Source organism: Desulfogranum marinum (assembly GCF_963675105.2).
In the GTDB taxonomy this organism is placed as follows: domain Bacteria; phylum Desulfobacterota; class Desulfobulbia; order Desulfobulbales; family Desulfobulbaceae; genus Desulfogranum; species Desulfogranum marinum.
This window is the reverse complement of sequence record NZ_CAXXRO010000002.1, coordinates 727688-748722: the sequence shown is the minus strand read 5'-3', so window position 1 is coordinate 748722 and position 21035 is coordinate 727688. Positions and strand designations below refer to the sequence as shown.

General features: G+C 44.8%; 23 protein-coding genes. 18 read left to right on the top strand and 5 right to left on the bottom strand.

Annotated features, from left to right (window positions below):
* The first annotated feature begins 81 nt into the window (after positions 1-81).
* The 6 genes from thiM to ACHZCY_RS04060 are packed head-to-tail and all read left to right on the top strand — an operon-like array spanning position 82 to position 4886.
* Positions 82-891, top strand: a complete 810-nt coding sequence (gene thiM, locus ACHZCY_RS04085; protein ID WP_319547937.1) for a hydroxyethylthiazole kinase — start codon at positions 82-84, stop codon at positions 889-891.
* 10 nt (positions 892-901) lie between these two features.
* Positions 902-1522 (top strand): thiamine phosphate synthase, encoded by a 621-nt coding sequence (gene thiE, locus ACHZCY_RS04080; protein ID WP_319547936.1) that lies wholly within the window; start codon positions 902-904, stop codon positions 1520-1522.
* A 56-nt stretch (positions 1523-1578) separates the two neighbouring features.
* Positions 1579-2400 carry a bifunctional hydroxymethylpyrimidine kinase/phosphomethylpyrimidine kinase gene (thiD, locus tag ACHZCY_RS04075; RefSeq protein ID WP_205223906.1) on the top strand — a complete coding sequence of 274 codons (822 nt, stop codon included), beginning with the start codon at positions 1579-1581 and terminating at the stop codon, positions 2398-2400.
* A complete protein-coding gene (locus ACHZCY_RS04070) occupies positions 2354-3187 on the top strand; it encodes an ABC transporter ATP-binding protein (protein ID WP_232371159.1) in 834 nt (277 codons plus the stop codon). Before thiD ends, ACHZCY_RS04070 begins: the two co-directional genes overlap by 47 nt.
* Entirely contained in the window at positions 3184-3933 is a 750-nt protein-coding gene (locus ACHZCY_RS04065) for an ABC transporter permease (protein WP_205223905.1), read from the top strand. The genes ACHZCY_RS04070 and ACHZCY_RS04065 overlap by 4 nt, the downstream gene beginning before the upstream one ends.
* Positions 3933-4886 (top strand): ABC transporter substrate-binding protein, encoded by a 954-nt coding sequence (locus ACHZCY_RS04060; protein WP_205223904.1) that lies wholly within the window; start codon positions 3933-3935, stop codon positions 4884-4886. The genes ACHZCY_RS04065 and ACHZCY_RS04060 overlap by 1 nt, the downstream gene beginning before the upstream one ends.
* 113 nt (positions 4887-4999) lie before the next feature.
* On the opposite strand, the gene ACHZCY_RS04055 is transcribed toward ACHZCY_RS04060, so the two are convergent.
* From ACHZCY_RS04055 to ACHZCY_RS04045, 3 genes are all read right to left on the bottom strand, one after another.
* Positions 5000-5500, bottom strand: coding sequence for a hypothetical protein (locus ACHZCY_RS04055; protein ID WP_319547935.1), 501 nt, complete (start codon positions 5498-5500; stop codon positions 5000-5002).
* Positions 5440-5862, bottom strand: coding sequence for a hypothetical protein (locus ACHZCY_RS04050; protein WP_394713357.1), 423 nt, complete (start codon positions 5860-5862; stop codon positions 5440-5442). Before ACHZCY_RS04050 ends, ACHZCY_RS04055 begins: the two co-directional genes overlap by 61 nt.
* Positions 5863-5957: 95 nt before the next feature.
* Positions 5958-6359: a C-GCAxxG-C-C family protein gene (locus ACHZCY_RS04045; protein WP_319548320.1), complete on the bottom strand. Its 402-nt coding sequence runs from the start codon at positions 6357-6359 to the stop codon at positions 5958-5960.
* Positions 6360-6746: 387 nt separating this feature from the next.
* On the opposite strand from ACHZCY_RS04045, the gene ACHZCY_RS04040 reads away from it, so the two are divergent.
* The 3 genes from ACHZCY_RS04040 (at position 6747) to ACHZCY_RS04030 (ending at position 8877) form a co-directional block, all read left to right on the top strand.
* Entirely contained in the window at positions 6747-7394 is a 648-nt protein-coding gene (locus tag ACHZCY_RS04040; RefSeq protein ID WP_319547933.1) for a 3'-5' exonuclease, read from the top strand.
* A gap of 30 nt (positions 7395-7424) precedes the next feature.
* Positions 7425-7712: a transcriptional regulator gene (locus ACHZCY_RS04035; RefSeq protein WP_205223900.1), complete on the top strand. Its 288-nt coding sequence runs from the start codon at positions 7425-7427 to the stop codon at positions 7710-7712.
* A gap of 241 nt (positions 7713-7953) precedes the next feature.
* Positions 7954-8877, top strand: a complete 924-nt coding sequence (locus ACHZCY_RS04030; RefSeq protein ID WP_319547932.1) for an AEC family transporter — start codon at positions 7954-7956, stop codon at positions 8875-8877.
* A gap of 40 nt (positions 8878-8917) precedes the next feature.
* On the opposite strand, the gene ACHZCY_RS04025 is transcribed toward ACHZCY_RS04030, so the two are convergent.
* Complete coding sequence (locus ACHZCY_RS04025; RefSeq protein ID WP_319547931.1) at positions 8918-10534, bottom strand: protein adenylyltransferase SelO; 1617 nt, start codon at positions 10532-10534, stop codon at positions 8918-8920.
* A 136-nt stretch (positions 10535-10670) separates the two neighbouring features.
* A complete protein-coding gene (locus ACHZCY_RS04020; RefSeq protein WP_205223897.1) occupies positions 10671-11057 on the bottom strand; it encodes a RidA family protein in 387 nt (128 codons plus the stop codon).
* Positions 11058-11284: 227 nt separating this feature from the next.
* Between ACHZCY_RS04020 and ACHZCY_RS04015 the strand changes: the two genes are divergently transcribed.
* From ACHZCY_RS04015 to ACHZCY_RS03975, 9 genes are all read left to right on the top strand, one after another.
* Positions 11285-11869, top strand: a complete 585-nt coding sequence (locus ACHZCY_RS04015; protein ID WP_205223896.1) for an isochorismatase family protein — start codon at positions 11285-11287, stop codon at positions 11867-11869.
* Positions 11869-13209, top strand: a complete 1341-nt coding sequence (locus ACHZCY_RS04010) for a nicotinate phosphoribosyltransferase (RefSeq protein WP_319547930.1) — start codon at positions 11869-11871, stop codon at positions 13207-13209. Before ACHZCY_RS04015 ends, ACHZCY_RS04010 begins: the two co-directional genes overlap by 1 nt.
* A 48-nt stretch (positions 13210-13257) precedes the next feature.
* Positions 13258-13884 (top strand): class I SAM-dependent methyltransferase, encoded by a 627-nt coding sequence (locus tag ACHZCY_RS04005; protein WP_319547929.1) that lies wholly within the window; start codon positions 13258-13260, stop codon positions 13882-13884.
* A gap of 51 nt (positions 13885-13935) precedes the next feature.
* Complete coding sequence (locus tag ACHZCY_RS04000; protein ID WP_205223893.1) at positions 13936-14664, top strand: NYN domain-containing protein; 729 nt, start codon at positions 13936-13938, stop codon at positions 14662-14664.
* 9 nt (positions 14665-14673) lie between these two features.
* Entirely contained in the window at positions 14674-15375 is a 702-nt protein-coding gene (locus ACHZCY_RS03995; RefSeq protein ID WP_319547928.1) for an aspartate/glutamate racemase family protein, read from the top strand.
* Positions 15376-15490: 115 nt separating this feature from the next.
* Positions 15491-16372, top strand: coding sequence for a DMT family transporter (locus tag ACHZCY_RS03990; RefSeq protein WP_319547927.1), 882 nt, complete (start codon positions 15491-15493; stop codon positions 16370-16372).
* 328 nt (positions 16373-16700) lie between these two features.
* A complete protein-coding gene (locus tag ACHZCY_RS03985; protein ID WP_205223890.1) occupies positions 16701-17057 on the top strand; it encodes a TusE/DsrC/DsvC family sulfur relay protein in 357 nt (118 codons plus the stop codon).
* A 33-nt stretch (positions 17058-17090) separates the two neighbouring features.
* Positions 17091-17345 carry a hypothetical protein gene (locus ACHZCY_RS03980; RefSeq protein WP_319547926.1) on the top strand — a complete coding sequence of 85 codons (255 nt, stop codon included), beginning with the start codon at positions 17091-17093 and terminating at the stop codon, positions 17343-17345.
* Between the two features lie 594 nt (positions 17346-17939).
* Entirely contained in the window at positions 17940-20879 is a 2940-nt protein-coding gene (locus tag ACHZCY_RS03975) for an ATP-binding protein (protein ID WP_319548319.1), read from the top strand.
* The last annotated feature ends 156 nt before the right edge of the window (positions 20880-21035 follow it).

Genomic DNA, 21035 nt, shown 5'->3' with positions numbered 1-21035 from the left:
CAGAGCTGTAGATGATGTTATTGCAACTCCTAAGTATTCTAAAATACGGGCGTGTCGGCCAACAATCCAACAGAGGTACTCATGAGCAAATTTTCCAGACAGGCAGCTGAGAATTTATCCAAAGTACGTGAACGCAAGCCTCTTATTCATAACATTACCAATTTTGTGGTCATGAACTATACCGCAAATGTGCTGCTTGCCGCAGGTGCGTCTCCGGTGATGGCCCATGCCGAGCATGAAGTCGAGGATATGGTCGCTTTTGCCGGCTCTCTGGTGCTCAATATCGGCACACTCACGGATAAATGGGTGGCATCCATGATTAGGGCAGGGAAAAAAGCCACAGAATTAAAGACCCCCATCGTATTAGACCCTGTTGGAGCAGGAGCCACTCCTTTTAGGACAGCTACTGCCAAAGAAATACTCCAGGAAACCGCGGTTCATGTGGTACGGGGAAATGCCTCTGAAATTCTTGCCTTACGAAATACCCAGTCGGTTGTTACCAAAGGGGTGGACAGTCTACATTCGGTGGAAGAAGTTGCCGCCACCGCCGCCTTATTAGCGGAGGAGTTGAAGACAACACTGGCCGTTACCGGCCCTGTTGATTTGGTTACCGATGGAGATCGTGTTCTCCGTATATCCAACGGGCATTCGCTCATGCCGTTTGTTACTGGTACAGGGTGCTCAGCCACGGCACTGGTTGGTGCCTTTGCAGCGGTAGATCCAGATCCGGTTACCGCCGCAGCAACGGCTTTGGCCTTTTTCGGCTTAGCAGGCGAAAACGCCGGAAAAACGGCTGCTGGACCGGGATCGTTTATGACACTGCTGCTTGACGAGTTATACGCAATCACTCCCGAAGAATTGGAATCAGGGGCCCGGATTACTGAAGGATGATACCCGTCGTATGGATTATTCTCTTTACCTTGTAACTGATCGCTGCCTCTCCAAGGGGCGAAGCTCTGAAACCATTGTTCGTGCTGCAATTCGTGGTGGCGTCTCCTGTGTACAGCTTCGCGAAAAAACCTGTTCAACCCGCGATTTTCTTAAAGAAGCATATCTTCTAAAAACAGTATTAGAACCACACAAGATCCCTTTGATCATCAATGACCGTATTGATATTGCACTTGCTGTCAGAGCAGAAGGAGTGCATCTCGGCCAAAGTGACATGCCTCTTTGTGATGCTCGAAAGATTGTTGGTGACGATATGATCGTCGGCATCTCAGCAGAAAGTGTTGAAGATGCTGTTGTCGCTGAACAGCAGGGAGCGGATTACATTGGTATCAGTCCTGTATTTGCCACTGCGACCAAGGACGATATTGCTCCTCCGTTGGGATTGGAAGGGGTACGTCAGATCCGTGAAGCAGTTAGTCTACCGTTGGTAGGTATTGGTGGTATCAATGCCAATAACGGCCATCTGGTTTTTCAGGCCGGAGCCGATGGAATTGCAGTTGTATCTGCTATTGTATCTGCGGATTGCCCGGAGTCGGCAACAGCAGAGCTGAAAAAAACCATTCAACGAGGGTAAACCAGAGTCCGATTTATTTTCATTCTTCTTTTTTTTATATATTCTTCCTTATTATTATGAACGTAGAGACCGGAAAAAAATATCATCGTGTTTTAACCATCGCAGGTTCTGATAGTGGCGGCGGAGCGGGTATTCAAGCTGATTTGAAAACTATTGCCGCCAACGGCTGTTATGGGATGAGTGTCATTACTGCACTTACCGCACAAAATACTGTGGGCGTAAGCGGCATTCATCCGGTTCCAGTTGCCTTTGTTGAGCAGCAACTGGAGGCGGTTCTCTCGGATATTGGTACAGATGCTGTAAAAATCGGTATGCTTTTTTCTCCCGATTTAATCCATATGATTGCCGAAGTGCTGTATACATTTCAAGTTGATAATATCGTACTGGATCCAGTCATGGTCGCCACCAGCGGAGATAAATTACTCCGGGATGACGCTATTGAAGCCCTGAAAACAGCGTTGATACCCAAGGCGGATATCATTACTCCCAACCTTCCTGAGGCCTCGGTGCTGCTGGGCCGTGAGCTCAACAGCTTGGAGATGCTTAACCAGGCGGCAAGGGACCTCTGCCAACTTGGCTGTAAAAATGTTTTGATTAAAGGTGGTCACCTGGAAGGTCAGGAGAGTGACGACTGTCTTTATTTAAGTGAGACAGATGAAATGATTTTTTTACCTGCCAAACGAATTGTCACAAACAATACGCATGGTACAGGTTGTACCTTATCCTCTGCTATTGCCGCAAATATTGCCAGGGGGTATGGCGTGGCCGAGGCCGTACAAAAAGCAAAAGAATATATCCACGGCGCTATTGCTGCCGGTGCAGATTATGTGATTGGACGAGGACACGGACCGGTCGATCACTTCTACAAGTACCATTGAAATCGCTCTTCATCACCAACACTCTGTAATGTCACTGGAGAACGGGAAAGCACCGTCTATTATTTTTAAGGATGTTTCTCTTTCCCTAGGCGGTGAGAAAGTATTTGAGCGTCTTTCCATGACCATCGAGGGCGGCAAGTGCACTTGTCTCTTGGGGCCGAGCGGATGTGGAAAATCGACATTACTTCGTCTGCTGTCCGGTGCTCCGTCTTTTGCTTACGAGGGGACTATCAATATTTGCTCTGAGGGTGGAGAAGCAGAGAAAAAGACCGCCTGGATGAGCCAGAATGACTTACTGCTTCCCTGGTTTTCCCTGCAGGATAATATTATTTTGGGAGCAAAGCTGCGTCATCAGGTTTCCCCTGCTGTTATGGCGAGAGCTTCTGCGTTGATTGCTGCCGCAGGGCTTTCCGGATATGAGCAGACCCTGCCTGCAGCACTTTCCGGCGGTATGAGGCAAAGGGGAGCTTTGCTGCGGACCTTGATGGAAGAACGTCAAATACTGCTCATGGATGAACCTTTTTCAGCCTTGGATGCGCTGACCAGGATGAAACTGCAAAATCTTTCAGCGGAGCTCACTCGTGGGGCTACTGTTGTTCTGGTCACCCATGATCCCATGGAAGCTCTGCGGATGGGCAATACCATTATGGTTCTTTCCGGGAAACCGGCTCAGGTTCAATGTAGGGTAGCTTTGGCCGACGATCCACCGCGAGAAGCCAATGATCCGGAAGTGCAAAAACATTTCAGTATTTTGTTGAATGAACTCTTGGATGAATCTTCCCAATGAAAGGGGTACGGCTGGTTGTCCTCGCTGTCGGTCTTGTCTGCTTATGGCAGGTTGTTGTCACCCTTACCGGTGCTCCTCATTATATTCTGCCGGATCCTGTACGCGTATTTCAGGCACTACTTAGCCACTTTCCCGTTTTGCTGCAGCACCTGCAGATAACCGGTGCTGAAATCATGCTCGGCTTCCTGCTGGGTGTTTTTTTGGGAACCGGCACTGCCCTGACTATGTTTTTGTCGCCTTTACTTAAACGGTGGGTGTTGCCTCTGCTGGTTATCAGTCAAGCCATTCCAGTGTTTGCTCTGGCACCCATTCTTGTCCTCTGGTTCGGCTATGGCATGGCGTCAAAAGTAGCCATGGCTGTACTGATTATTTATTTTCCGGTAACGGCTTCTTTTTATTATGGGATGCAGCGGACAGATCCTGATTTGTTTGAACTGGCACGGGTTATGGAAGCTCGGCCATTGGCAATTATGCGCTATATAGTTATTCCTTCCGCCTTACCTGCATTTGCCTCGGGTATCCGGGTGGCTACGGCTGTGGCCCCGATTGGTGCCGTTGTAGGGGAATGGGTTGGTTCTAGCGAGGGGCTGGGATTTTACATGCTGCATGCCAATGCGAGAATGCAAATCGATGTCATGTTTGCTGCCCTGACTGTACTCTCCATAATGGCGTTGTTTTTTTATTTTTCGATTGATTACTTACTGGATAAACTTATTTTTTGGGAATCAAAACAAGGGATTATGTAATGAACAAAAAAACTATTACCACTGCTCTGCTGCTGTTAGCGCTTGTGCTGGGTACCTCTGGTTCAGCCATGGCCAAAGAAAAGATTACCCTGTTGCTGGATTGGTTTATCAATCCGGACCATGCTCCCATCTTTGTGGCGCTTGAAAAGGGATATTTTGCAGACAAAGGCCTGGAGGTGGAGATCATTGCGCCATCCAACCCTAACGACCCACCCAAATTTGTCGCGGCCGGCAAAGCAGATATAGCCGTATCTTATCAGCATCAGCATCAAATGCAGGTCGACCAGGGGCTGCCTTTAGTCCGAATTGCTACAATGGTCGCGACACCACTCAACTCGCTGGTTGTTTTGGCAGATGGGCCCATCAAGTCTGTTGCTGATTTAAAAGGAAAAGCCGTCGGCTATTCAGTAGGTGGTTTTGAAACCGTACTGCTCAAGGTCATGCTTGAAAAAGAAGGGCTTACTCTAGATGACGTGAAACTGGTTAATGTCAATTTTTCGTTGTCGCCGTCACTCTTTTCCGGGCAGGTTGATGCCGTGATCGGTGCATTTAGAAATTTTGAGCTCAACCAGATGGACATAGAAAAACGACCTGGCCGTGCCTTCTATGTAGAAGAGTTTGGTATCCCCGCCTATGATGAATTGATTTTGGTTGCGCATAAAGAAAATATCAGCCGGAAAAAATTACGCTTGTTTGTCGATGCCCTGGAACAAGGGGTCCAATACTTGGTTAATCATCCTCAAGAGAGTTGGCAGCTTTTTGTCAAGGGAGACAGAAAAAATCTCGACGACGAGTTAAACCGGCTGGCCTGGAAAGATACCCTGCCACGTTTTGCGCTCCGTCCCGGAGCATTGGACCACAAACGTTACAACCGCTTTGCGGCTTTTTTGAAGCAGCAGGGAACTGTAACCAATGTTCCAGCTATGGAGAATTGGGCAGTGGAACTTAAGTAAGGTGGTATACAACGGGATATAAAGTTTCTTCATCTGCGTGAGCATATATCATAATAGAAAGGGGCGTTCTGTATGATCAGAACGCCCCTTTTGTATGGATTTAAACAATGCTGTTATTTGTGAGGGTCAAATTGATTTTTAAAGGTCTTATTACAGTGGTTTTCCATCTGTAAGACGCATTTACGTATGGCTTTGTTCTGTTCCTGCCATGTTTGGTAGTCAGGAGTACTGAGCAGGAGTTGATAGAAGTTGAGTACATTTTCAAGCCCAACCCACTTATCCAGCTGTTCCGCTGGAAACTGTTCATCCACCTGATCAGGATGAGCTTCCTGCTGATAAAAGGCAAGTGAACCAAAATAGAGGGCCAATTCACCCACCAGCGTCCAATAGAGATCGCGTATAGCCGGTACAGCATCACAGGCTGCAATTTCCTGCAAGCAACGATGTACTCCATGATCACCAATAGAAATACCTTCAAATTGATAGCGGCCATCAGTTGGTGGATCATCTCCGTTTACCTCATGCCACATCATGAGAGTATAGGTACGGGTACTTATTTTTTTGGCTTGAAATTTAGACCAGAGTAGAAACTCATGATAATAGCGTGCGAGCATCTTTTCCTGGTTAAAGGTGTAGAGATGTCCGTTATCTTAAAAAACTGTATGAAGTTGGATAGGTGGACCAATTCATTAGTGATGCAATGAATATAGGAAATTCCCTTGATACGGTCCTGGTTGACAAACAGCTTATGGGTACTGGTTCTGTTGTTGGGAAAGACGACTGTTGCGTATGGGTTTTCTGTACCAATCGTTCTTTCCGGGTCGAGAAACTCCTCACAGTCTTGCAGGTAGTGGTCGGTTTTTGTCACCGGTAAATCAGAAGGGATCAGCGATGGGTTGATTTCGCTTTTAGAGGTAAATCCCAGCCCCTTTTCTATGTTTTTACTTTCTTGTTCAGAAAAATTAATAAATTCCATTAGGTTCCTCGTTCACAAACAATAAAAGAGCTTATTTTCAGGGCACAGGAGGAGAAAATGCTCACTCTGCCAGGTAAAATCAGCCTTTTTTGGGCTCAGTTCCGGGCAGTTTCCTGTTCTAAAAGTTCTCCAAGCAGAGAGGCGGTTTCTCCGACCAGCTTAATACATTCTTTTCTGCGACTCTCCGGATTTTTGTAAAAATCTCTTGCCTGATTTCTATCGTTCCAGTTGATCCTGGCAATATGCTTACATTCGACGCCCCCATACTCCAGGGTGAGTTCTGTAAACCTAGCCATAAACTGATGGCTGAGTTTCCACATGCGGGGATTTTCCTTTTCCTCAAGACTACCCCGACTATACAAGCTGGAAATAACCGCCACCCCAGCAAGCATTGCCCCGCAAACATTACCTGAACCGGCAATACCGCCACCAAATGCACCGAATGCCTTGATCACGTTAGGATCTGCTATCCCAAGTTTTTCCTGACCCACGGCCAGAACTGCCTGACTTCAATGCATTCTTTGCCGGTAAAGCTCACTTGCCTTTTCTCTCATTTCCTCTGGCCGCATATTTTCTCCATGTTAAAAAAATAAATAGAAAATCTGGAATCCTACTGTATTTTAGGGAAAAAAGCATGAAACTATTAAGAAACACCGCACCAGGTCACCGGTTGTAGTGCTATGTACACACAAAAACATAAGGCATATCCCGGCTAAGAAGCTCAAGCGAAGATGCCGAAACGTAAAAGACATCCCAACGATTTTTGTTGAAATCATAAAAAAAAAAGATGTTATTGTTGCTGAAAAGGGAAACTGTTACTTATGAACCATTTCACATAAGCCTGAGACCTTAGCAGCAACAAAGAAAGGATAAGATTAATCAGTATGCAGGAAGAAGCAGTAATAGTTTTTGATTTTGAAACAACCGGATCGTCTCCCAAGATGGGTGACCGTCCGATAGAAGTTGGTGCTGTAAGGATTGAAAATCGCATGATCGTCGATACGTTTCAAAGTTTGATGAACCCGGGATTTACGATCACTTCATTTATTGAATCCATAACCGGGATAGGCAATGATATGCTCCTTAATGCCCCTCCCTGTGAAGAGGTAATGGAACAGTTTGCCGCTTTTATAGGAACCACGCCCCTTGTCGCCCACAATGCCTCCTTTGACCGGCAGTTTTTAGACAGTGAATTGGAACAATTGAACCTGTATCCGGAGAATGCCATGGCATGTTCTATGCTCATTAGTCGACGGATATTTCCCAATGCACCAAACCATAAACTGCGCACCCTGATTGAATATTGTGGACTTGCCAATAACGACGTTTTTCATCGTGCGTTAGAAGACGCTGAAAAAACAGGGCATCTTTGGATCACCATGTGTGATACAATTTATGAGACTTATGGATTGGAAAAAATATCTTTTCCCTTAATGCAGCAATTGGAAAAAATAAAAAAAGTGAAGGTGGAAGCCTTTTTTGAACGTAAGGTGGTAGAACAGAAGAACAGTATGTTACATCTGTGGAGTTAAAGTTGTTTGTGAGCTTTTTAAGTAAAGAGTATGGATCAGAAAACAATTCGTCAACAGATACGGGAGTTGCTTAGTTTCTCACCGATGAGCGCTCGTGAGATTTCCCAGGAAGTCCATGTTAGTGAAAAAGAGGTCTATGAGCACCTCATACATATCAACCGTTCACTTGCTGCAACGCATAAAAAACTGGATATAGAGCCTGCTGCCTGCCTCCATTGCGGGTATGTCTTTCGGGACAGGAGGCGTTACTCACCTCCAAGTCATTGTCCAAAATGTAAACAGACCCATATCAAGCGCCCTCTCTATCTTATTCGGTAGTAACTGTTCGGCAGCAACCCACGGAGTCTGCGCTTACCTCTCTCCACGACCTGCCCGTACAGCATACCGATGTATCGAAGTCGGGGCAACCTGCTCAATCGGTCAGCTTGTGAACATTTAGAGCGCTGCTGAACAGTTACAGTTCTTGGTAGATTAACCGTTTTTATAGTTTCGCTGAAGCTACATTCGATAATCCAATTTATCTCTGACCAGGTCAGTAATTCAATAATAGCCCACGCCCATGATGGTTCTTAATGCTCTTTTCCCAGTCATCGCGATAATCTGTGCAGGTATCGCACTCCAAAAAACACATTTTTTGGGTGCTGCATTTTTTCGGAGCAGTGATCGACTGGTCTATTTTGTTTTATTTCCAGTGTTATTATTTTGGAAAATTGGGGCGGCTCCCCTTGATCCAACTCAGGATACGCACTATTTGGCGGCGATTGGCTGCGCAGTGCTGGCAGTTTTTATCGTCAGCCTTTTTTTTGTACGTATGGCCGGAGTAGAGGCGTTTAAGGTCGGGTCATTTAGCCAAAGTTGTTATCGTTTCAACACATATATCGGCATGGCTGTGGTTATCAATCTTTTTGACGAAAAAGGCGTACAGCTTTTCGGTATTCTTGTTGGCCTGGTTATTCCCTTCATTAATGTTCTTTCTGTTAGCGTCCTGATCTGGTTTTCGGGCAAAGAACAAAATGTAATGGACAAGCTGCTGGGGACTATTAAAAGTCTCCTGGTCAATCCTCTGATCATTGGCTGTCTCTGCGGCCTTGCTTACGCACGCCTGGTTGGAGGATTTCCTTCGTACATAAGCAATACGCTGCAGCTGCTAGCTTCCACCACCTTGCCGCTGGCACTGTTATCCATTGGGGGATCTTTAACCTTTCGTGGGCTTCAGGGAAATTTTTGGTTAGCCATGGCAGGTGCCTGTTTTAAATTGGTCCTTCTGCCCCTTTTCGGATTATTTTTTCTGGCAATTTTTGGAGTTAGCGGTCTACCCTGGCAGGTCAGTCTGCTGTATCTCTCTTTGCCCACCTCAACTGCTATTTATGTCCTTTCCTCACAGTTGCACTCAGACACGGATCTTGCCTCTGCAGCTATTGTTGTCTCCACCTGCTGTGCCTTTGTGACCATGTCCATCGCCATTTATTGGATCACCATATAACCGAGCAGCAGTAAATTTTTACCACTGCAATGGAAATTGGTCAGGAACTACAGGAAAGCATAGAGCAACCAGGCCTGTTTCTAGCCCATTCCGGTCTTTTCTTGGCATATTGTTCTTTATCCGGCCGGTCTTTGTAGGGGTGCCGCATGACATCGAGCAATTCGGTAACAAGGGAACCGTCTCCTTGCTCGGCGGCATCAATGGCTAACTGGGCTAGGTAATTTCTAAGGACATATTTCGGATTAACCCTGTTCATCCGTTCGTGTCTTTCACTCGAAGGCATTCCTTCATTTTGGAGACGTTTTGCATACATCTGCAACCATTTCTGTAATCGTTGCCAATAGTCATCATTAATTTGGGTTGGATTATAATAAGCATTGTAAAAGGGCAGCGCGGTTGGTTCAAATGCTTTACCGGTAGCCATTTTTTGTCGATCAAAAGCTGCAAGATCGCGGAAAAAGATGGTCATATCCGTTTCTGTCAGCTGTAAAAGGGTATACAACTCGTCAAACAACGGTTGATCGGTATGTTCAGCAACTTCTCTGATGCCAAGTTTAGCGCCAGTCATGGCTAAGTATTGTTTCTTAAAATTAATACTATAGCGTTGTAGCGCCTTTTCGAACGGTGCTGCATCGTTTACCAATGGGTACAGGGCGTTGGCTAATTGGGATAGATTCCATTGCGCAATTTTAGGCTGATTGCCAAAGCAATAACGGCGTCCCATCCTATCGGTCGTGTTTGGAGTCCAATCTGGGTCATATCCTTCCAGCCATCCATATGGCCCATAGTCAATGGTCTGGCCGAGAATTGACATATTATCGGTGTTCATTACACCATGGACAAAGCCGACTCGCATCCAATGAATGACCATGTCTAGGGTAGAGGTACAAACTTCTTCAAAAAGCCTGATATATGTATCTGTTGCCGGTTCCCCAAGGTGGGGAAAGGAAGTCTTGATTGTATAATCAACAAGCCTTTTCAAGGCCTCGAGTTCTCCTCTTGCCGAGTGAATTTCAAAGTTGCCGAAACGGATAAAAGAAGGGGCTACTCGACAAACAATGGCTCCTGGTTCTTCTTGTGGATGTCCGTCATAAAACATATCCCGTTCAACAGGGTCCCCTGTGACAATAAGGCTCAATGCTCTGGTGGTGGGCACGCCCAAGTGAAACATGGACTCACTGCATACATATTCTCTCAACGATGAGCGAAGCACGGCTAATCCGTCAGCATTTCGCGAGTAAGGCGTTGCCCCTGCTCCTTTTAATTGAAGTACCCAACGTTCATTTCTTTTATTGATGATTTCCCCAAGGTTGATTGCCCTGCCGTCACCTAGCTGACCGGCCCATTTGCCAAATTGATGCCCGCCGTAACACATGGCATAAGGATCCATGCCTTGCAGAAGTGCATTGCCGGAAAATACATCGTTGAACCGAGATGATGTACAAGTATTAACAGAAAGATCCAGCAGTTCAGCAGTTTCCTCGGAAAAAGAGAGCAGGGTAGGGGCTGAAACCTTTGCAGGCCGGACCCTCGAATAATGTGCATTGGTAACCTGCCTCCGGTAATTAGCCGTTTCCGGATCGCCTGGTAACTCTCGGGTAAAACTGTTGTCAAAGACAAGGTGTTCAAATTTGTCTTTCTGGTCTATGTTTGTCATCTTAGAGCTGTAAGTAAAGATTGACTCCGCTTGCTCATTGTGGATGAGTACGTAATTGAGGTATCACACGTAACAGGCTTGACCGTTTAACCATTCAAACGGATTGTAGATGTCGTATATGGGTTCAATAACCGCACTATGCTTTGACTATCGCGATTGCTTCAATTTCCACCAGAACGTCTTTGGGCAAGCGGGAAACTTCGACGCAGGACCGTGCTGGAGGTTGATCGGAAAAATAGGTCGCATACACTTCGTTAAAATCAACAAAGTTATTCATGTCACTGAGAAAACAGGTTGTTTTTACTACGGACCCCATGTCGACATTCGCGGCAGCAAGAACGTGAACAAGATTATCAAGCACCTGTTTACTCTGCTCAGTGATACCGCCGCTGATGACTTCCATGGTTTCCGGATTCAGCGCTATCTGGCCCGAGGTATAGAGTACGTTGCCGATTTTTACCGCCTGGGAATATGGACCTATTGCTGCTGGAGCCTTTGGGGTGGAAATAATGGTTTTCTGCATTTTTTTATTTACTGTAGTTGGTAGGGGGAATTTGCCGGTGCTAACCGACGGAATAGTTACGACTTGTTTGTATAATATTCATTAATCAGAAAAAGGTACACCTGCGACATGCCACAGAGACTTTTTTCGATCAATCCGTTGCAAGCAGTTGACACCTATTAGACATCTCTTTAGGGTACAAACAGGTACTTTTTAACATGCTGAATATAAATACATAAAGTGAACCTATGATTTCGCCATTAGACCAATCGGATGCGCTGCTCCTCGTCGATGTTCAAAATGATTTTTTAGAGGGCGGCAGCCTTGCCGTTCCAGATGCTGATGCTATCCTGCCGGTGCTTAACAGGTACCTTGCTCTTTTTGCGGACCGATCCCTACAGATCGTTGCCAGTAGAGATTGGCACCCGGCCGAACATTGCTCTTTTGTGGAAAATGGTGGGCAATGGCCACCTCATTGTGTCGCTGATACTCCTGGTGCCGCCTTTTCCCAATCTCTGATCCTTCCCGCCTCTTGTTATGTTGTTTCCAAAGCCACCACCGCAGAGCATGAAGCCTATTCAGGATTTGATGGCACAGAATTAACCTCCTACCTCCAACAACACAGAGTCAAACGACTTTTCATAGGCGGGCTGGCAACCGATTACTGCGTATTACAAACTGTTTTGGATGCGCTTAAAAATGGGTTTGCGGTTGTCTTGCTGGTGGATGCGATAAGAGCAGTTGATGTGCAGAGCGGCGATGGTGCGCGAGCAATTGCCAAAATGATAGAGAACGGTGCGCAAACCGCAAAACTTACCGATATTAAACCATAATGAAAACCTCCCCCTTATTTACGGACCTGTACGAGTTTACAATGATGCAGGGCTATTTTGACCAGCAGATGGACCAGGTCGCTGTTTTTGAATTTTTTGTCCGCAAGTTACCGGAGCAAAGAAATTTTCTCGTCGCTGCCGGGCTACAGCAAGTGGTTGAGTATCTGGAAAATCTTTCATTTTCAGATGCAGACATCAACTATTTACGTTCAACTGGTTTTTTCCACGAACAATTTTTGACCCACCTCAAAGATGTCACCTTTGAGGGCAATGTGCATGGTGTGCCTGAAGGGACCGTTGTTTTTGCGGGCGAGCCATTAGTACGCATAACAGCTCCTCTTCCAGTGGCGCAGTTGGTGGAAACACGAATAATCAATATTTTGATGTTTCAGACCATGATAGCTTCCAAGGCGGTTAGAATGCGGCTGACAGCTCCAGAGGAGGTGCTTATCGATTTTGGACTCCGGAGAGCGCATGGGGAAGAGGCCGGGCTATTGGCAGCCAGAGCAGGTTATCTTGCAGGGCTTGATGGGACAGCTACCGTGCAGGCCGGATTGTTGTTCGATCTTCCGATATTCGGTACCATGGCACATTCTTTTGTTCAAGCTCATGAATCTGAAATGGAAGCTTTTCGTAATTTTGCAAAAAGCCAACCGGATAATGTTGTTTTGCTCATCGACACCTATGACACTGAAAAAGGCGCTGAAAAAGTCGTTGCCTTGGCCCCGGAGCTATCCGCTCAAAATATTTCCATAAAAGGGGTTAGAATTGATAGTGGTGACCTTGTTGAATCCGCTCGGAAAGTACGTGCAATATTAGACCGAGGAGGTTTGAAAAACACCAAAATTTTCTTGAGTAGCAGTCTTGATGAGTATGTCCTTGCTGCTATCAAGACTGCTGATGCACCTGTTGACGGCTATGGCATTGGTACACGAATGATAACTTCATCAGATTACCCGTATCTCGATTGCTCCTATAAATTAGTTGAATATGCCGGCAAAGGGCGAAGAAAACGGTCTTCTGGAAAAGAAACCTGGCCTGGTCCCAAACAGGTGTATCGTCAATATGATGACAACGGATTTTTGCACAAGGATATTTTGACTGTTGACGGCGACGCACTTCCAGGAAAACCATTGATTCAGACAATAATGGAAAATGGCAAGCTCATTCAACCACTTCCATCGTTACGAGCGTCAAGGGATCATGCCCAGGCCGAACTCACCAGCTTGCCTGAGCCGTTTCGGCGGGTTGATACCACCACAACATATACTCTTGAAATATCCTCGGCATTGCGCCTTCTCACCGAGCAAGTAGATGCTACTCGTGACAACATTGCTTAATTGTTTTTCTGAAAGAGGTAATGAATAGAAAACACTATGAGAAAGAACTTGGCGAGAGCAACACTGCATGCATACAATAAAAACGCAGACAACTATCTCAAAAAATTTGGTGATTTTGAACCATACAGAGAAAAAATCGAGTTGTTTAGCCAAAAATATATTCCCAAGCATGCCAAGGTTCTTGATTTAGGGTGCGGACCAGGGGTTAACGCCAGGTTGATCCGAGAGAGGGTCCCAACTTGCTCCGTCACCGGGGTCGATGTATCCCAAAAGATGATAGCCCTGGCGAGACAGCTGGCTCCTGAAGGGGATTTTATTGTTGAGGATATCCGGCAGTTCATGCCTGATCGTTTATTTGATGTTGTCATAGCCTCTTTTTGTATAGTTCATTTGACAGACCAGGAGACAGCTGCGCTGCTCTCAACCCTTTCCAAGGGAATGGCTGAGAATGGCTACCTTTATCTCAGTTTCATGGAAGGCGATGGAGAGGGCCTGGAAAGGACCAGTTTCTCAACAGAACATATATATTTCAATTATTATCAAACCAACCGGATTCACCGCCTGCTCGCTCAAAATTTATTTGAGGTGCAGGAGGTGCTCACCGAAGATTATGTTGAACAGGATGGCTCCATTACCCAGGATACTTTTATGTTTGCCGTTAAAGTGAATAATTGATGGGGCGTACATCAACTGCTGATTACCGCACATTCATCACGGAGGGTATAGATGAAAAAAGATATTCGGATAGCGCTGTTAATTGATTGCGATAATGTTAGTCATAGTTCAGTGGAAGGGGTCCTGGAAGAGTTGGCAAAATATGGAACAGTGAATGTGCGCCATGCGCATGGAGACTGGAAGAGCAACAGATTATCCGGATGGGTGGAAAAGCTTCATCCCCATGCCATTCGACCAGTGCAGCAGTTTGCTTATACAACAGGCAAGAATGCAACTGATGCGGCCATGATTATCGATGCCATGGACCTGTTGTACAGTAATAATATTGATGTGTTTGCTTTGATGACAAGTGACAGCGATTTTACACCGCTGGTTTTACGCATCCTTGAAAGTGGTATGGCAGTTTACGGTTTTGGGGAAAAGAAGACACCATTGCCATTTGTTCATGCCTGTTCTCAGTTTATTTATACGGAAAATCTGGAAAGTACCCCAGAGGAAAAGACCGAAACGACCAAGGGTATAGAAAAAAAATCCCGTAACGAACTCAGAGGTGACACTGCTTTGGTTAAGCTACTGAGAACGTCTCTTGAAAAGGTTTCTGAAGAAGACGGATGGTCGGATCTCAGTAAGGTGGGAAAATATATTTCCAATAACAGTTCTTTTTCGCCGATAAACTACGGCTACAAGAAGCTGAGTGAGCTTATCAGGGCCAGTGAATTGTTTGAGGTTGAAATGCGAAACAATAACACTTCCATCTTTGTTAAAGACGCAAGGCAGTAGAAAAAGTTTATGAAAACAATAGGTTTGCTCGGCGGAATGAGCTGGGAAAGTACTGTTGGCTATTATCGCGCCATAAACATGGGCGTTAAATCAGCGCTTGGCGGATTACATTCTGCAAAAATCGTCATGTATAGTGTTGATTTTGACCCCATAGAAAAATTGCAACATCAGAATAACTGGTCGGCAACGGCAAGCATTCTTGCTGATGCTGCCAGCAAGATTGAAGCAGGAGGTGCGGACTTTTTGCTTATCTGTACCAACACAATGCATAAAGTTGCCCAGCAGGTAGAAGAGGCAATCAATATTCCACTGCTTCATATAGCAGATGCTACAGCAGAGGCTCTCCTTAATGATGGTGTTTCTACTGTTGGCCTTTTGGGTACCGGATTTACCATGGAAGAGGACTTTTATAAGGGGCGGTTACATACTAAATATGGGGTAAATGTAGTGATTCCCAATCCTGCAGACAGAGCCATCGTTCATGATGTAATTTATCGGGAGTTATGCCAGGGAAAAATTACGGGCCAATCAAAAAAAGAATATCTCCGCATCATAGAGAGTTTAGCAAAAAAAGGTGCACAGGCAGTCATTCTCGGTTGCACTGAAATAGGGATGCTGGTCAAACAGGAAGATACCGCTACAGCGTTGTATGATACAACCATTCTTCATGCAAGCAAAGCCGTTAAGTATGCGCTTTCCAGCCGGCGTTGATATTTGGTCGCCTCCATATTCAGTATCTGCGGTGGTAAAATTTGGGTTGCGCTTTGAATGTGAGCGAATTTTTTATTCTTCCAAGACACCCTAGCGCAATCAACGGTCAAGGGAGATGTTAAACAACAAACTACAAAGCCTGCTTTCCGTCCATATCGCTGTCGCGTTATTTGGGGTAGCAGGTATTTTTGCAAAGCTCCTTGCCATTGAACCGGCACTGATCGTTTTTGGCCGTACTTTTTTTGCGTGTCTTGCCCTGCTCGTTGCCCTCCCTTTGATGAAAGTAGATGTGCGACTGAAAGAGGGCAAGGATGCTCTTGGATTCCTTCTCATGGGAACCATTCTTGCTTTGCATTGGGTGGCTTTTTTCCATTCCATCCAGGTATCAACGGTGGCAATCGGACTCCTAACTTTTTCAACTTTTCCGATTTTCGTCACTTTCCTTGAGCCGTTTTTTTTTAATGAGCGACTGCAAATGATAGATATCTTTGTTTGCCTAGTCGTCTTCCTTGGCCTTATTTTGGTCATCCCTGATCTGAATTTTGAAAATAATCTTACGTTAGGTGCCTTTTGGGGTGTATTTTCCGGGCTTACTTTCGCTGTTTTATCTGTCCTTAATCGTACATTTGTATCAAACTATCCGGCGATGACCATCGCCTTTTATCAGAACATGATTGCCAGCCTGGTTTTACTTCCTGTTGTTGGTGGGACTTTTCTTACAACAACGGTGCATGAGATGAAGTTATTGATTCTTTTGGGTGTTGTTTTTACAGCACTGGCTCATTCCTTTTTTATCAGGGGGCTGTTGTACGTAAAAGCGCAACTGGCAAGTGTTATAGCCTCCCTTGAACCTGTATATGGAATAGTGCTGGCGATGGTACTGTTAAAAGAAATTCCTACCGTACGTGAAGGTATAGGCGGCTGTATCATCGTTGGTGCAATCGTTTTGGCGACCAGGTTTGGAAGGAAAAAAGGTGGACAGGAAATAGGCGTTTGATTTATCACTTTTACAAACCACGCTTCTCAGTAACCACAAGAGCTCCAGGACGTTCCACCTTGTAAAACGAACATACATCCTTATCTTTTATACTAAGGAAAAAACAGGATATGCATTCAGTTTTGTTTTCATAGAGACTGGTAATCTGTTGTGATAGTGTTTCTTTCCTGTTTACCTTGCGCAACCATGCCGGTATATACAACTCGGCATTCATCATACACTGTGAAGTTAACAATTTTCATTTGTTGTAAAACATAAACAGTGTGTCTTGGGTTACTCGCTAGTACTGCCTCTATGAATTACTCATTTCACATATTGGAGGCCTGCCATGGGTTCTGTACGTTATATGGGAAAAGACATAGCACTTGATAGTGAAGGATTTCTTCTAGCAGGGGAAGACTGGAACGAAGATATAGCGAAAAAAATAGCAGCTAGAGAAGGGCTGGACAATTTAAACAAAGAGCAGTTGGAAATAATTACCTTTATGAGAGAATATTTTTTCAAATACAAGGTTTTTCCAATTCTGAACAATGTGTGCAAGATTGTCCACCAACCTAAACAATGTGTTAACGAACAATTCTTAAATCCTGAAATTGCTTGGAAAATAGCAGGACTCCCTAAACAGGAAGGGTTTCATTTTATTAGTATGGACGGGAAAACCTATAAAATGGAATCATGTTGCTGACTTGTTAGTCCTACGATACAGAGAGGTGACCTTATGTATTCAAGCAAAGAGTTACGCCAAAAAATTAGAGCAATGTATCCTCAAATTGATCAGACAGGTGCTGAATTTAATGTTCGCTATGATGAGAAGAATAGAGCATGGTTGCTCCATCTGAAAAAGGATAACCATGAGTTGAATCATTATTTGGAATTAAATGATGCGGAAAAATGTCTTGATGGTACCCAGTGTGTCTCACTGGGGCTGGATATAGCCCAGATGTTTAATCATATAGAGGAAAAACAATTCTAGCCAAGATTTCCCATGCTAAAAACATTGTGTCAATTTGTTCAATTGTAAACATTTTCAGCATGTAGTGTGAAAGTACATGGAGTTGCAAATTTGCACAATGTTTACTAAAGGTCAGTCCATCCGGCATCATTTTTTTCAGTATTTTGGTAATGACTATAGGGTACTGTCGGAGTCTGCGCTTACCCGGAGTCTGCGCTTACCCGGAGTCTGCGCTTACCTATTCATCGGCAAAAAAATTGAATCTGACACCGCCAGAGCTGGTGAGAAAACAGGGCAGAGGTATTGTAAATATTCTAACCTGTAAATTGTATTGAGTTGACTCTTTCCTTGAAAAGCCGGGAAACTTCGTATATGTCTGAACTTATTATTAGAATAATCTTATGACATTGCGGATAACGAAAAGTGCAGAACCCAACACCGGCTAGTGAAAGTATCTTCTTGTTCCGTGTTGAGTTCTGTAACTTTTTTTGTATGCTTTTTAATTTTTAGTATCTGCCACGATGGTACGCGGTTGATTCTAAAAAGAAAAGGAACAGCGTGAGAAAGGCTCAGCATACGTTTTATGGTTTTGGCACAATAAGCAGAAACTTGGCAATGCTCGTTCTTGTCGCTCTCTTGCCGGCAATGATGATCCTTATCTTTACCGGAATTGAGCAGCGGAATCGTTCCATAGAAGCAGCCAAGCAGGAAATTTCCTTGCTGAGCCAGGCAATGGCGGAATTGCATATGAAAACCTCGCGTTCCGCTAAACAGATGTTGGTCACCCTGTCTCAAATACCGGCGGTTCAAACATTGGACATAGATGTTTGTACTGTGGTTTTTCAAAATGTCCTTTCCCTTCATCCGGATTTTTTAAATATTACACTAACCGATCTTAATGGTGAAGTGCTTGCGGCCAGTAAGCCCATTCCTTCAGGCACTAATTTAAAGGATCGTAAGCACGTACGTGAGGCCCTGGAAAAGAGGGCTTTTGTAACCGGTGAATTTATCATAAGTAAGTTTTTTCCTGCACTTCCTGCCTTTCCCTTTGCATACCCGGTGTTTGATAAGAACAACCAGATGAAAGCCGTCTTAACCACTGCTCTTAAGTTGGGCTATTTCTCTCATCTTCACGATATTTCAAAATTGCCGCAAAATTCATTTGTTGCCGCAACCGATCACAAGGGGATCAGGTTGTTTTATTACCCTCAAAAAGAGAAGACCAACCCCATTGGTAAACCGATTAGCTCTTTATCTTGGGAGCATACTAAAAGCGGGGATAGCAGTGGTGTTTTTATGGGGCAAGGGGCTGATGGAGTACAACGGATTTTTGCTTTTCAACAGGTTCGCTTCAATCCTGATGCCAAACCCAGTATGTACGCCTGGGCAGCTATCCCTGAAGAAGCAGTGCTTGCGCCTGCAAATGCTGCCTTAGCAAGAAATCTTTTTCTGTTGTTTTTAACCTCTGTTTTGTCACTCATTGTTGCCTGGATTATTGGCCAACGTACTCTTTTAATTCCCATTAAAAATCTGGTTGCAATAACCAAAAAGTTTGCTACAGGGACCCTGGATTTGCACAATAAACCAGCGTTACGGCCTGACGAGTTAGGCACTTTGACTGCAGCCTTTTATGAAATGGCAAATATCCAGGAAAGGAACCAAAAAAAGCTCATTGAAAATGAAGCCAGGTTTCGCCTGTTACTTGATGGCTTGGAAACACTTGTCAACGTAGTGGATATGGATACCCATGAGATTCTTTTTATAAATGAATATGGGAAAAAACTTTTGGGTGACATAACAGGACAAGTATGTTGGCAAAGTCTGCAAAAAGGACAAGCTGGTCCTTGTACGTTCTGTACCAATAAATCGTTGCTGAATGAAGATGGTACGCCAGGCAAAGGTTATTCCTGGGAATATGAAAACAATCGGATTAACAGGTGTTTTTTTGTTCATGACAGAACCCTTTATTGGGTGGATGGACGTATCGTCCGGCTCCAGGTTGCCATAGATATTACCGAAAAAAAACGTGCGGAAACCCTGCTTGCAGAAGAAAAAGAACGCTTGGCAGTGACAATGCAGAGTATTGGTGACGGTGTTATCACCACTGATTTTGCCGGTAATATTGTGCTGCTTAATAAGGTGGCAGAAGATATTAGCGGTTGGATGACAGCAGAAGCAATCGGAATGCCACTGGAACAAGTGTTTCAGCTTGTAGACGCGCAAACACGTAAAAAATGTATGCCCTCTGTTGATCACATTATTAATGCCGGCCCGACAATTGGGATAGAAACGCAGCCCGTTTTAATTACAAAAAATGGAGCAGCAAAAAGTATTGAATATAGCGGTAGCCCGATTCGTGACAGTCAGGCGGAGGTTATAGGGGTGGTTCTTGTCTTTCGTGACGTTACAGAACTATTAAAGACAAAGAAAGAACTTCTCAAAATGAAAAAATTAGAATCTGTCGGTCTACTCGCCGGTGGAATTGCCCACGATTTCAACAATATCCTTACAGCCATTCTCGGTAATATTAATTTGGTTTCATTGGATAAATGTCTCAGTGATAGGGCAAAAGAGCTGCTTGCAGAAGCTGAAAAGGCATCACTCAGGGCCCAGGGACTGACCCAACAGTTATTGACTTTTGCTAAAGGTGGGGATCCTGTCAAAGAACTTTCTTCGCTCGAAAAAGTGATAAAAGATTCCGCGGAGTTTATTCTGCATGGGAGGGCCGTGGCCTGTCACTACAACTTTCCCTCTGACTTGTGGCTCACCGATATTGATACGGGACAAATAAGCCAAGTTGTACAGAATATCGTGCTCAATGCCATTGCTGCCATGCCAAAAGGCGGGCTTGTAACCATTTCAGGGAAAAATGTACCAGTTCTTGACCAAGGGATCTTCCCGGATGGCAGTGGTAAATATGTAGAAATATCTATCCGTGATACAGGGATAGGAATGGATGCAGAAGCCATTGAAAAAATATTTGATCCCTATTTCTCGACAAAAAAAGAAGGCAGTGGCCTTGGGCTTGCCATTGCCCAGTCTGTTATCACCAAGCATAAGGGATACATAGCGGTCGAATCCCAACCAGGTAAAGGCAGTGCCTTTACCTTTTACCTCCCAGCCTCTAACGTGGGCAAGTTGCCTGCTAAAGCAATACAATCGAAAATAGTTTCTTCAAGATCGTTGAAAATTCTTGTTATGGATGACGACTCCATGGTGCGCAGCCTGACCGAGAGCATGTTAAACCACCTTGGTCACGAGGTGATTCTTACCAAAGATGGGCAGGAAGCAATTGCGACGTTTCAAAAAGCGCTTGATAACCATAGCCTCTTTGATTTGATTATATTGGATTTGACGATTCCCGGCGGCATTGGTGGAAAGGAGACGGCACAGCATCTTCTTAAGATGGACCCTCAAGCAAAAGTTGTTGTCTCCAGTGGTTATTCAACAGACCCAGTCATGGCCCGCTTCCGGGAGTATGGATTTTGCGCTGCATTGGTAAAACCCTTTAAGCTTGAGTCTCTATCCGCTGTTATCAGCGAAATAACAGGCTGATAGTGTGTGGTCCATTCTCCTTCCTATCTATAAGAGAGTCTGGGGGGCAATTTGACAGCTTTTTTTTCCAAATATTTTCTGAACCTTTTTATCCAAAATTGGGAAAACGTTTCAAGAATAGAGTGGAAAAGACATAAATTCCGGCCCTGAATGATT